The organism is Xanthomonas vasicola pv. musacearum NCPPB 4379, assembly GCF_000277895.2.
Taxonomy (GTDB): Bacteria; Pseudomonadota; Gammaproteobacteria; order Xanthomonadales; family Xanthomonadaceae; genus Xanthomonas; species Xanthomonas vasicola.
In genome coordinates this window covers 4,074,265-4,086,823 of sequence record NZ_CP034655.1, presented here as the reverse complement: position 1 = coordinate 4,086,823, position 12,559 = coordinate 4,074,265, and the positions used below count along the sequence as shown (strand labels likewise).

Annotated in this window: 9 protein-coding genes; 6 read left to right on the top strand and 3 right to left on the bottom strand. The window is 64.8% G+C overall.

Annotated features, from left to right (window positions below):
- Window positions 1-72: 72 nt before the first annotated feature.
- The 6 genes from KWO_RS18840 to KWO_RS18805 all read left to right on the top strand — a co-directional run bounded on the left by KWO_RS18840 (window position 73) and on the right by KWO_RS18805 (window position 9,817).
- The gene (locus KWO_RS18840; RefSeq protein ID WP_017113672.1) at window positions 73-2,973 is read left to right on the top strand and encodes a DUF2339 domain-containing protein; all 2,901 of its coding nucleotides are present in this window, start codon (window positions 73-75) and stop codon (window positions 2,971-2,973) included.
- Window positions 2,970-4,328 (top strand): DUF3999 domain-containing protein, encoded by a 1,359-nt coding sequence (locus KWO_RS18835; RefSeq protein WP_017113671.1) that lies wholly within the window; start codon window positions 2,970-2,972, stop codon window positions 4,326-4,328. Before KWO_RS18840 ends, KWO_RS18835 begins: the two co-directional genes overlap by 4 nt.
- 332 nt (window positions 4,329-4,660) lie before the next feature.
- Window positions 4,661-5,836 carry a phosphoglycerate kinase gene (locus tag KWO_RS18825; protein WP_010370862.1) on the top strand — a complete coding sequence of 392 codons (1,176 nt, stop codon included), beginning with the start codon at window positions 4,661-4,663 and terminating at the stop codon, window positions 5,834-5,836.
- On the top strand, window positions 5,833-6,477 hold the full coding sequence (locus KWO_RS18820; protein ID WP_010377939.1) for an HAD family hydrolase: 645 nt from the start codon (window positions 5,833-5,835) through the stop codon (window positions 6,475-6,477). Before KWO_RS18825 ends, KWO_RS18820 begins: the two co-directional genes overlap by 4 nt.
- Before the next feature lie 258 nt (window positions 6,478-6,735).
- Complete coding sequence (pyk, locus tag KWO_RS18815) at window positions 6,736-8,202, top strand: pyruvate kinase (protein WP_010370866.1); 1,467 nt, start codon at window positions 6,736-6,738, stop codon at window positions 8,200-8,202.
- A gap of 610 nt (window positions 8,203-8,812) precedes the next feature.
- Window positions 8,813-9,817 (top strand): class I fructose-bisphosphate aldolase, encoded by a 1,005-nt coding sequence (locus tag KWO_RS18805; protein WP_010370873.1) that lies wholly within the window; start codon window positions 8,813-8,815, stop codon window positions 9,815-9,817.
- A 198-nt stretch (window positions 9,818-10,015) separates the two neighbouring features.
- On the opposite strand, the gene KWO_RS18800 is transcribed toward KWO_RS18805, so the two are convergent.
- From KWO_RS18800 to cysK, 3 genes are all read right to left on the bottom strand, one after another.
- Window positions 10,016-10,555: an O-acetyl-ADP-ribose deacetylase gene (locus KWO_RS18800; protein ID WP_010377942.1), complete on the bottom strand. Its 540-nt coding sequence runs from the start codon at window positions 10,553-10,555 to the stop codon at window positions 10,016-10,018.
- A gap of 195 nt (window positions 10,556-10,750) precedes the next feature.
- Window positions 10,751-11,257, bottom strand: a complete 507-nt coding sequence (locus KWO_RS18795; RefSeq protein WP_010377945.1) for a methyltransferase family protein — start codon at window positions 11,255-11,257, stop codon at window positions 10,751-10,753.
- Between the two features lie 329 nt (window positions 11,258-11,586).
- Window positions 11,587-12,546, bottom strand: a complete 960-nt coding sequence (gene cysK, locus KWO_RS18790) for a cysteine synthase A (RefSeq protein WP_017112990.1) — start codon at window positions 12,544-12,546, stop codon at window positions 11,587-11,589.
- Window positions 12,547-12,559: the final 13 nt, after the last annotated feature.

Below are 12,559 nucleotides of genomic sequence, written 5' to 3'. Positions count from 1 at the left end.
TCGGCTGCCCAGTCGTGGCCTGACGCTGTATGGTTCGCGCATTCGGCTGGACGCCGGCTCGGGGTTGGTGCGTTGGAAACGATAATCGTGTTGGCGGTCCTGGTGCTGCTTGCTGTGCCGGTGGGCGTGGTGGTGGCGCTGGTGTGGATTGCCGGGCTGCGGCGGCGGGTTGTAGTGCTGGAGCAGCGGCTTGCGCAGTGGCAGACGGGTACTGCGGAGCGCGCGGATGCGCCAGCGCAAGCACCAGCGTACGCGCCGGGCAGGGCTTGGGAGCGGCCCCAGGTGCCCGATCTCGACGCGGGGCTAGGTTCCAGTGCGGACAACGCTGCGCATGTGTCCGCAGCTCAACGCGGCGATGGCTGGCATATGGCTGCTGCTGCGGAGCAGAACGCGGCCGATGGGTCCGCGGTGCCACCACCGTTGCCTGCGCAGACCACTGCAGCTGCAACGGCGCGCGATGTAAACGCGATGTTGCAAGTTCCCGGCCAAGACTCTCAGCCCGGGCAATCTCAGGCACCGCACGCTCAGTCGGCGCAATCTCAAGCAGCACACTCTGAGTCAGGGCAACCTCAAGCAGCGCAACGGCAGACCACACAGCCGCAGCCACCGCAACCGGCTTATGCCCCGGCCCAGCCAGGCCCCGTCGCGCGCGCGGCGACCGCATTGAAGCGCTGGTTCACCGAAGGCAATGTGCCGGTCAAGGTGGGCATGTTGGTGTTGTTGGCCGGCGTAGCGTCGCTGTTGAATTACGCCAGCGACCAGGGCTGGATGCGCATGCCGATCGAACTGCGCTTGGCCGGCATCAGCGTTCTCGCATTGGTCGGCCTGGTGTTTGGTTGGAAGCAACGCGCGCAGCGGCCAGGCTTTGCGTTGGCATTGCAGGGCGGCGCCATCGGCGGCTTGTTGTTGACGGTGTTTGCGGCCTTCAAGTTGTACGGATTGCTGGATGCTGGACCGGCGCTGGGCATCAGCGTGGTGCTGATCGCGGGCATGTGCGTGCTGGCCGTGTTGCAGGATTCGCGCACGTTGGCGGTGCTGGGGGTGCTGGCCGGCTTCCTTGCACCGATCTGGCTGTCTACCGGCAGCGGCAATCATGTCGGGCTGTTTACGTATTACGCCGTGCTCAACGCCGGCATCGTGGCGATTGCGTGGCTACGTCCGTGGCGCGCGCTGAACCTGCTGGGGTTTGCGTTCACCTTCGGCATCGGCACTTTGTGGGGAGCGCTGCAATACACCCCGGCAAAATTCGCCACCACCGAGCCATTCCTATTGCTGTTCTTCGCCATGTACGTGGCCATTCCGGTGCTGCACGCGCGCCGCGGCGATGGCAGCGCAGGCAAGGTCATTGATGGAAGCCTGTTGTTCGGCACGCCGCTGGTCGCTTTCGCGCTGCAGGCACGCCTGCTTGAGGGCGATCGACTGCCGTTGGCGTTGTGCGCGGTCGCAGTGGCCGCGTTGTACGCAGGCCTGGCGAGCTGGTTGTTGCGCCGTACCTGCACGCGTTTGCTGGGCCAGGCGCACGCGATGCTGGCGGTCGGCTTCGCTACCCTGGCGATCCCGCTAGCACTGTCGGCACGTGCCACTGCAAGCGTGTTTGCGCTGGAGGGTGTCGGCTTGTTGTGGCTGGGTTTACGCCAGCAACGGCGGATCCCGCAGGTCAGCGGCGTGGCGCTGCAGGTACTCGCGGCGGTCGGTGTCGCCTTCGGCGTGGATGCCTGGCGCTACGACGCGGTAGCGGTGGCCAATGCGACCTGCATGAGCACCTTGCTGATCGCACTTGCCGGTTGGGCTAGTGCCTGGTTCCTGCGCGATGCAGAGCATCCAGGGCGCGCGCTGGTGGCGTATCTGTGGGGGCTGGGCTGGTGGGCGCTGTGCGGCGTGCACGAGGTGCTGCGCTTTGCCGATCTGCGCAGCGAACCCGATCTGCTGCTGGGCTTTGTCGCACTTAGCCTGTGGCTGGCGGCCGACGTGCATCGCCGTCGTCCCACAACGGCACTGGTATGGACGGTGATGTCGGGTCTGGCGCTGGCGGCGCCGTTGGCGCTGTGGCAGGTCGAAGCGCATACCCAGCCGTTCGCGCATTGGGGCGCGCTGGCCTGGGGCGTTTTTGCGCTGGCAGGTACGCGTGCGCTGTGGTGCCTGCGCAGGCAGCAGGGCGCTGGCGCGATGGCCGCACAGTTCATCTGGTGGTTGCTGTGGCCGCTGGTGGTGTCATTGGGTGCCGCCTGGTTGGCCGATGCGTTCTTGCTGGCGAACGGCTGGCGTTGCGCTTTGCTGGCGGCGCCGTGGCTGATTGTGGCGACGCTGGGATTGTTGCGTTGGCCGTGGCTGGCATGGCCGCAGGCTGCGAGCTTCGATCCAGCACGCAACGCCTTGCTGAGTTGCGTGTTCGCGGTGTTGGGGCTCGGCTGGCTGCTCGTGTTGCTGGACCCGGTAAGCGCGGCGCCATTGCCGTGGCTGCCGCTGTTCAATCCGGCCGAGCTGGCGCAGCTTGCGGTGCTCGCATTGCTCGCGCGCTGGGCCTGGTCGCCACCCGCGCCGGCACTACTGCAGCGCTGGCGCGTGACCGCGCTGGGTGTGCTGGGTTGGGCGTTGATCACCGGCAGCACCTTGCACAGCGTGCATCACTGGGGCGGCGTGCCGTGGGATTCCGCCTTGATTAGCGCCACCTTGTCGCAGACCAGCCTCACCATCGTGTGGAGCGTGCTGGGCGTGCTGGGTTGGGTGATCGGCTCGCGCCGCGGGCAGCGTGGGTTGTGGCTGGGTGGCGCGTTGCTGATGGGCCTGGTGTTGGCGAAGTTGGTGTTGGTCGACCGCCAGCATCTGGGCAACTTGCTGGGCATCGGCTCGTTCATGGCCTATGGGCTGTTGTGCACCGTGGTGGGCTATCTGGCGCCGGCACCACCGCGTCCGCTGGCTGCTGCTGAAGAACATGCTGTCGAAGACGACGGCGTCGAAAAGGATCAGGCGTGAAATCGATGCGATGGGCGCTGTTGGTGATGGTGCCGATGCTGGCGCAGGCCGCCGATGTGCGGCAGGACTACCGCCAGCAGTGGCCGCTGCAGGTGACAGGCTCGGATGCCGGCATTTATCAGTTGAGCTTGAACGAAGCGGTGTATCGCACCGCGCACGACGCGGCACTGCGTGATGTCACGGTGATTGATGCGCGTGGCCAAGAGCTGCCCACCGCCTGGTTGCCGGCGGATGCAGCACCGGCGGCTGCGGCGCGCCGGCAGCGCCTGCCCCTGTTTGCACTGCCGGCCGGTGCGGCGCCGGCCAATGGCGATCTGCAACTGATTGCCGAGCGCGATGCCAGCGGCGCAGTGCGCAGGCTGGAAGGCCGCTTTGCGACCGGTGCAGCTGCCGCGGCACGAAACGGTGGGAGTTGGTTGATCGATGCCAGCGCATTGCACGATCGCCCGCGCGCGCTACTGCTGGATTGGGATGGCAACATGCCCGTGCAGGCGCAGTTACGCGTGGAAGGCAGCGACGATCTGCGCGACTGGCGCGTGCTCGCCTCAGACGCCACGGTCATGGCGCTAGACAACCAGACCCAGCGATTGCAGCAGCGCCGCATCGCACTCGACGGCGGCGCGCGTTATCTGCGCCTGGTGCCGGTGTCGGGCCAGTTGCCGGCGTTGCGCGTGGTCGAGGCAGAGATGGAGGGCATCACCGCATCCGCACTGCCGCAGTGGCTGGAACTGCCAGGCACCGCGAAAGATGCAGCGGTGGTGTACGCATTGCCGGGACGCTTTCCGATCACTCAGCTCGATGTCGGTGGCAGTCAGGCCGAGGCGGTCGAATGGATCGTGGCAAGCCGCGATGCCGACGATGCGCCATGGTTGCAGCGTGCTGGCCCGTGGTTGGCATATCGGCTGGGCAAGGGCGCTGCGGCCGCGTCGCCACCGCAGGTGCTGTCTGCCCCGGTGCGCGATCGCCAATGGCGGTTGGTTGCTGCGCAAGGGCGTAGCACTGCGGTGCCTAGATTACGTGTGGGGTATCAACCCGAGCGGCTGATGTTTCTGGCCCAGGGGCAGCCGCCGTATGCGCTGGTCGCTGGCAGTGCGCGTGCGCAACGCACCGATGCACCGCTGGCCTCGATGCTGCAGGCACTGCGGCGCGACCGCGGCGCGCAGTGGCAACCGGCGCAGGCCAATGTTGCTGCGCAGGCACAGCCGCTGGCGGGTGAGGCCGCGCTGCAGCCGGCCGTCACACCGCGTGACTGGAAGCGCTGGCTGCTGTGGGGCCTGTTGGTCGGTGGCGCCTTGTTGGTTGGTGCTTTCGCGGTGAGTCTGCTGCGTAGTTCATCGGCCAATCGCAACGGCTGAGCGCACCGGCGTCGCACGGCGGTTTGCCGCTGCGGCGCGAAGGTCGGACAATAGACGTCCCCCGTGACCCAGGCAGCCGTATTGCCCGTCGTGTTCGACCAAGCGTCCCCCGCGTTGCCAACCGCGTTGGCGGCGTCACGCGTGGTGAGCAATGCGCGCGGCACGCGATCCGCAAGACGGGCCAACGACATCGCAATGGCGATTCACAGCCATGGGCCATCGCAACCATCTGCCCGCTACGGCACAGCGCCCACATGCTGCCCCAGCACGTCTGCTGCGTGCTTCTGCATGACCAATTCTTATCCCCCTCCTAGACCGAACGAGCTGAGCCCATGTCCATTGTCCGCATGACCGACCTCGATCTCTCCGGCAAGCGCGTGTTGATCCGCCAGGATCTCAACGTGCCGATCGACAACGGCCAGATCACCTCCGAGCAGCGCATTACCGCCTCGGTGCCCACCATCAATCTGGCGCTGGAAAAGGGCGCGGCCGTCATGGTGACCTCGCACCTGGGTCGCCCCAAGGAAGGTAGCTGGACCGAAGAAGATTCGCTGGCGCCGGTGGCCACGCGCCTGGCTGCGTTGCTGGGCGTGGACGTGCCGCTGGTGCGCGACTGGGTCGACGGCGTGGAAGTCGCGCCGGGCCAAGTGGTGCTGCTGGAAAATTGCCGCATGAATGTCGGCGAGGGCAAGGACGACGAGACGCTGGCGCGCAAGTACGCCGCGTTGTGCGACGTGTTCGTGATGGATGCCTTCGGCACCGCGCACCGCGCGCAGGCGTCCACGCATGGCGTGATCCGCTTCGCGCCGGTCGCAGCGGGTGGCCCGCTGTTGATGGCCGAACTCGACGCCCTGGCCAAGGCGCTGGACAACCCGGCCAAGCCACTGCTGGCGATCGTGGCCGGCAGCAAGGTCTCCACCAAGCTGGAGTTGCTGTCCAACCTGGTCAACAAGGTCGACCAGCTGATCGTCGGCGGCGGCATCGCCAATACCTTCATCGCCGCAGCCGGTCACGACGTGGGCAAGTCGTTGAACGAGCCAGACTTGATCCCGACCGCCAACCAGATCGTGGCCGATGCCAAGACCCGTGGCGCAGAAATTCCGCTGCCCACCGACGTGGTCGTTGCCAAGCAGTTCCTGCCCGACGCCGAAGCCAGCGTGAAGTCGCTCGATGCGGTCGATGCCGATGACCTGATCCTGGATATCGGCCCGCAAACCGCGCAGCGCTACGCCGAGCTGATCGCCAGCGCCGGCACGGTGGTGTGGAACGGGCCAGTCGGCGTGTTCGAATTCGAGTCCTTCAGTCACGGCACCGAAACGTTGGCACGCGCGATCGCCAGCTCCAAGGCGTTCTCGATCGCCGGCGGTGGCGACACCTTGGCCGCAGTGGACAAGTACGACATCGCCAAGGACGTCACCTACATTTCCACCGGCGGCGGTGCGTTTCTGGAGTTTCTGGAAGGCAAGACCTTGCCGGCGGTTGCCGCACTGGAGGCCCGCGGTCAGTGAGCGCAGCCACGCTGTTTTTCGATCTGGACGGCACGCTGGTCGATTCGGAACCTGGCATCGTCGCCAGCATCGTGCATGCCTTCGACGAACTCGGGCAGCCGCGTCCCTCCGCGCAGACCTTGCGCGCCTGGATCGGCCCGCCCTTGCGTGACAGCTTCACCGAGTGTTTTCCGAATGATCCGGAGTTGGTGCAGCGTGCGCTCGGGCTCTACCGCGCGCGCTACGACGCGATGGGCTGGACCGAGCTCAGTGTGTTCGACGGCATTGGCGAGGTGGTCACCGGCCTGCAGCGCGCCGGTCACCGTCTTGCGGTGGTCACGTCCAAGAACGAACGCTATGCGCGGCGCATCGTCGAGCATTTGCCGTTCGGCGTGTGCTTCGAAGAAGTGATTGGTGCCAGCGAAGACGGCGAACGTCGCTTCAAGCCAGACCTCATTGCCGAAGCGTTGCGCCGTTTGCAGATCGAGAAAACTGGCTGCGTGATGATCGGCGACCGGCGCATGGATATCGATGGCGCCAATCACCATGGCATCCATAGCATCGGCGTGTTGTGGGGCTTCGGCAACGAGGACGAATTGCGGGACGCCGGTGCCGGTGCGCTGGCACGCACGCCGGCTGAACTGGCGGCGTTGCTTCAGTGACGAACAATGTGCGTCAGCCGTTGCGTTCGCTTGGTCGACGCGCCTGCAACGGCGGTTCGCAGCGCGCAGAATACTCTTCACCGCTGCCGGGTTAGGGTGGCGACCGCCCGCGTTGCTCATGGCAATGCAGGCGTAGGCGTACGTACTGTCCCGCACTGTCTGTAAGACATGCCGGAAACGGAGGAAGGCTATGCCGCAATGCCATCCTTGGTGCGTGACGTGTGTGTTAAGTTTCGCGGCTTTTACAGGGAGGCCATCATGAAAGAACGTCAACGCCGCACCAAAATCCTCGCCACCCTCGGACCGGCAACGGATGCGCCCGGTGTGCTGGATACGCTGTTCAAGGCGGGCGTCAACGTGGTGCGCCTCAACTTCAGCCATGGCGACCCGTCCGGGCAGGCCAAGCGTGCTGCCGAAGTGCGTGCCGCTGCGGCCCGCGTCGGCGCCGAAGTCGGCATCCTGGCCGACTTGCCGGGCCCGAAGATTCGTATCGAGCGTTTTGCCGAAGGCAAGATCAAGCTGACCATGGGCGAGCGCTTCGACCTGGTGGCCGATGCCAATGCGCCGGCCGGCGACCAGTACCAGGTCGGCGTCAGCTACCTGGGCCTGCCGCAGGATGTGACCGCTGGCGACGTGCTGCTGCTCGACGATGGCCTGGTGCAGCTGCAGGTCACCGACGTGCAGGGCGCGCGCATCGTCACCACCGTGCTCAACGATGGGGTGTTGTCCGACCGCAAGGGCCTCAACAAGCAGGGCGGCGGCTTGTCGCTGGGCGCGCTGACCGAGCGCGACAAAGAGCTGATCGGCATCGTTGCCAAGATCGGCGTGGACTTTATTGCGGTGTCGTTCTGTCGCAATGCGCAGGACATGCACGACGCGCGCCAGATCGCCCAGCAGCACGGCTGCGACGCGCAGCTGGTGTCCAAGATCGAGCGCACCGAAGCGATCGAAAACCTGGTCGAGATCGTCGAAGCTTCCGACGTGGTGATGGTGGCGCGTGGCGACCTGGGCGTGGAAATCGGCGACGCCGAATTGCCGGGCCTGCAGAAGAAGATCATTCGCGAATCGCTGGCGCAGAACAAGGTGGTGATCACCGCCACGCAGATGCTGCAGTCGATGGTGGAAAGCCCGATCCCGACCCGCGCCGAAGTGCTGGACGTGGCCAATGCGGTCATCGACGGCACCGATGCGGTGATGCTCTCGGCCGAAACCGCTGCCGGTGCCTACCCGGTGCGTGCGGTGGAAGCGATGGCGCGTATCTGCCTGGGTGCCGAGCACCAGTTTGAATTCGATACCGACTTCGAAGCGGCGCAGCGTAATCTGCAGCGCGCCGACCAGGCCATCGCGATGGCGACCATGTTCCTGTCCGAGCACATCGGCCTGGGTGGCGTGGTGGCGTTGACCGAATCCGGCGGCACCCCGCGCTTCCTGTCGCGCTTCCGCTCCAACATGCCGATCTACGCCTTCACCCGTCACGATGGCGCGCGTCGCCAGATGGCCATGATGCGCGGCGTGTTCCCGATCAACTTCGACAGCCGCGGCCTGACCCCGCGCGAAGCCGCACGTGCGGCTATCCGTCTGTTGGTAGAGAACGAGCGCATGGGCCCAGGCGATCGCGTGGTATTTACCAGCGGCGAGCACATGGAAACGCATGGCGCTACCAACACCCTGCGTCTGCTGGAAGTGGGCGAAGACGGCCGCGCTACCGGCCTGGGCGAGCTGTAATGCCTGGTGACCGCATCCGGCGCATGAGCTGAGTCGGAAGAGAAGGTTCACGCAGCGGCGGCCCCGGGGTCGCCGTTGTGCTGTGTGGCAATGGGGCGCGCGGGGGCAAGGGCTCAGCCGCGGCTGGAGTGTTGGCCAACCGCCGGATCCGATGAATACTCAGTCCGCGCAACATCGCCACGTGCTGCCGCAAGGCGTCCATATGGCGGGCTATGTGTGCACAAGCTCAAGCCTGTTCGCGATGTGCCGCATGCCACATTGCCACATGCCACGCTCGCAGTTCTACGGCACAGACCAAGTGTCAAAGCGGCCAACACCACGAGCGCTACCAACTCAGGCATGGCTCGGTGTCAACCGCGCTGTTGCACATCACTGCCTCGATACATCACAGCACCGCATGCAACAAGCCACGCGCCATGCTCAGCTCTTACGATTCCCGATTCCCGATTCCCGATTCCCGATTCCCGATTCCCGATTCAAGTGATACGAGCAGCACCACACATCCTGTCACGCACATCACGTGTAATCGGTTGCAGACATTCCGTGAAGGAATGTCTACGACTTTCGTCGCTATACTTTCGTTCTCCCCAGCAGCTGCCACAGGAACCACATGAGCATCGAACAGCTTGCCGAAACCGCCCAGGCCATGGTCGCCCCGGGTAAGGGCATCATCGCCATCGACGAATCGACCAGCACGATCGCCAAGCGTTTTGCCAGCGTCGGCATCGAGAACATCGAAGAAAACCGTCGCGCCTACCGCGAACTGTTGCTGACCACGCCCAAGCTGAGCGACTACATCTCCGGCGCCATCTTGTTTGATGAGACCATCCGTCAGAAGACCAAGGACGGCGTGCCGTTCGCCGATTACATGACCGCCCACGGCATCATCCCGGGCATCAAGGTCGACAAGGGCGCGCAGCCGCTGGCCGGCATGCCGGGCGAACTGGTCACCGAAGGCCTGGACGGCCTGCGTGCACGTCTTGAGGAGTACTACACGCTGGGCGCGCGCTTCGCCAAGTGGCGTGCAGTGATCAACATCGGCGAAGACATCCCGTCCGGCACCTGCATCGAGGCCAACTCGCACGCGCTGGCGCGTTACGCCGCGCTGTGTCAGGAGCAGGGCCTGGTGCCGATGGTCGAGCCGGAAGTGATCATGGACGGCAGCCACGATATTGAAACCTGCTACGAGGTCACCGAAGCCACGCTGCGTTCGCTGTTCGGCGCACTGTATGAGCAGAACGTCGTGCTCGAAGGCACCATCCTGAAGGCGTCGATGGTCATCTCCGGCAAGAGCTGCGAAGAGCAGGCCAGCATCGAAGAGGTGGCCGAGTCCACCGTGATGTGCCTGAAGTCGACTGTGCCGGCGATCCTGCCGGGCATCGTGTTCCTGTCCGGCGGCCAGACCGACGAGCAGTCCACCGCCCACCTCAACGAAATGCACCAGCTTGGCAACCTGCCGTGGCCGCTGAGCTTCTCCTACGGCCGCGCCATGCAGCAGGCCGCACTGAAGCTGTGGGCCAAGGACATGACCGGCAACTTCGCCAAGGCGCAGCAGGTCATTTATGAGCGCGCCAAGGAAAACGGCCTGGCCGCGCTGGGTAAGTGGAAGGGTTGATCAATTGATGACGGCCGCAAGGCCGCTGCATCGAGAAGACAAAAACGCCGGCAGTGATGCCGGCGTTTTTGTTTGTGGCATCCGTAAGTGCATGGAGATGCAGCGCTTAAACACTAAGGCGCCTTGCGGCGCCTTTGCTTCAATCAAAGTGCTTCAATTTATCTGTTGATGCGACATCCCGTCGGCCTCCAGCCAAGCTCAGGCCGCCGCACTTTCCTGCGTCGCCAGCGCTTGCTGATACGCCTTGTAGGTCGCCTCGTTGTAAGCCACCAGCACGATGTGTTTGGGCACTTTGTGCGAGCGCTGCCAATCGCGCGTTTCGGTCACGGCGATGCGGGCTGCCTGATGTAGGGGGTAGCCATAAATGCCACAGCTGATCGCTGGGAACGCGATCGAGTGCAGCATCATCTGCTCGGCCAGTTTCAGCGATTGCCAGTAGCAGTTGGCCAGCTGTTCCGGCTCGTTGTGCTTGCCGTCGCGCCACACCGGGCCGACGGTATGGAACACATGCCGCGCCTTTAGATTGAAACCGTCGGTGATGCGGATTTCGCCGGTGGGGCAACGCACGCCGGGACGCACTTGCGGCAATGCTTCGCAGGCTTCCAGCAGACGCGGACCGGCGGCACGGTGGATGGCGCCATCGACTCCGCCACCGCCCAGCAGTGATTCGTTTGCAGCGTTGACGATGACGTCAACGTCGAGTTCGGTAATGTCGCCTTGCCAGACTTCGATTCTCATAGCCCGATAATTATTGGATTTGCATGATGAGCATGTGATGGGAAGCACGCTGCGGAATCCGCACGCTAGCGGCCATTCATCTCATCTGCTGCGACTGTCGCGCGGGTTGGAATGTGCGCCGTTCAACGCCATCCATCGCCTTTTCATAGCGCTGGGCTGCATCAATTGCCGCGCACATGTTGTGCATGTCACGCGTTACAACCAGCGGCGGACGCGCGCGCAATAGTCGTTGTAGTGGCGGCCGAATTCGGCGCGCAGACGCGCCTCTTCAAACGGGATGACATAGAGCTGCAGGGCAAGCCACGGCAGCGGCACCAGCGCGACGGCCCATAGCAGCCCAAGCTGCAGGCAGAGGCCGACATAGCTCAGTACCAGCGCCAGATACATCGGGTTGCGGGTGAAGCGATACGTGCCGTCCAGCACCAGACGCGAGGGATGACCACTCGGCATGATGGTGGTGCGACGACGTGCGAACAGAATGAAACAACTCACTGCCAATGCCAGACCAAGACAGGCGATGACGCCGCCAGCCAGTTCGATGATTGCGAGCGGCGTGGGAGCGGGCAGCGGCAGCTCCAGCGCGTCCTGCAACCACGCGCCCAGACCCAGAGCCAGCGCAAAGTGGACCGGGGAGGTCATCTTCACCAGCCACGGCGCCCGCGAGGCGCGGGTGTCGCTATGTCCATACGGGCGGTTGTTCACACATCTCTCCCTGCAGTACGGTCGTGATCTTAACGCTTCCTTGACATCGGCGGGGGTGCAGGCGTTCTGGAGTCTGAAAAGCAGGGGAGATGCTTGCACGCAGCGCCGGTACGGCTCGGCGACTGCACCGTCACACTGCGAAGCCAATAGCCAATAGCCAATAGCCAATAGCCGATAGCCAATAGCCGATAGCCGGAAGGACGGACGAATCCAAGACCGCCAATTTGCCTGCCACCACGCATCGCGTCGGGCGCGCAATCCCTGCACATCTCGGCCGAAAAAAAGCCGCGCATCGCGCGGCTTCATCCCTCGTCATCCATTGCGATGGATCAGGGCAGCCCGGCCAGCCAGTCGTCGTCGGAGCCTTCGTTGATGTCGGCAAACAGAGGCGTGGAGAAGTAGCGTTCGCCAGTGTCGGGCAGCATCGCCAGGATCACGGCGCCGGGCTCGGCGCCTTCGGCCACGCGCAGCGCGGTGGCGACGGTGGCGCCGCCGGAGATGCCGGTAAAGATGCCTTCCTCGGCGGCCAGGCGGCGTGCGACGCTAATCGCGTCGGTGTCTTCCACGCTCAGCACTTCATGCGCGACGTCGCGGTTGAGCACTTCGGGCACGAAGTCGGGGGTCCAGCCCTGGATCTTGTGCGGCTTCCAGTCCTGGCCCTGCAGCAGGGCGGCGCCCGCTGGCTCGGAAGCGGTAATGCGTACTTCCGGGCGGGCAATACGCAGTACCTCGCCCACGCCGGTCAGGGTGCCGCCGGTGCCCCAGCCGGTGACGAAATGGTCCAGCCGGTGGCCGGCGAAGTCGCGCAGGATCTCGGCGGCGGTGGTGTTGCGGTGGTAGGCCGGGTTGGCCGGATTGGCGAACTGGCTGGCCAGGAACCAGCCGTGCTGTTCGGCCAGTTCCTTGGCTTTGCGCACCATGCCGCTGCCGCGCTCGGCAGCCGGGGTCAGGATGACCTTGGCGCCATAGGCGCGCATCAGCTTGCGGCGTTCGATGGAGAAGGTTTCCACCATGGTGGCGACGAACTTGTATCCGCGCGCTGCGGCCACCATGGCCAAGGCCACGCCGGTGTTGCCGGAGGTGGCTTCGACGATGGTGTCGCCGGGCTTGAGCAGGCCGCGCTGTTCGGCGTCCAGGATGATCGCCAGCGCCAGCCGGTCCTTGACCGAGCCGCCGGGATTGAACGATTCCACCTTGACGTACAAGCTCACATTGTCCGGGGCGAGGCGTTGGAGCTTGACCACCGGGGTGCGGCCGATGGTGTCGAGGATGTTGTCGTACAGGGCCATGGGGTCTCCGTCG

Coding starts and splice junctions, on each gene's coding strand:
- pyk (WP_010370866.1), top strand. CDS start 6,736: ATGAAAGAACGTCAACGCCGCACCAAAATCCTCGCCACCCTCGGACCG.
- cysK (WP_017112990.1), bottom strand. CDS start 12,546: ATGGCCCTGTACGACAACATCCTCGACACCATCGGCCGCACCCCGGTG.
- KWO_RS18805 (WP_010370873.1), top strand. CDS start 8,813: ATGAGCATCGAACAGCTTGCCGAAACCGCCCAGGCCATGGTCGCCCCG.
- KWO_RS18800 (WP_010377942.1), bottom strand. CDS start 10,555: ATGAGAATCGAAGTCTGGCAAGGCGACATTACCGAACTCGACGTTGAC.
- KWO_RS18825 (WP_010370862.1), top strand. CDS start 4,661: ATGTCCATTGTCCGCATGACCGACCTCGATCTCTCCGGCAAGCGCGTG.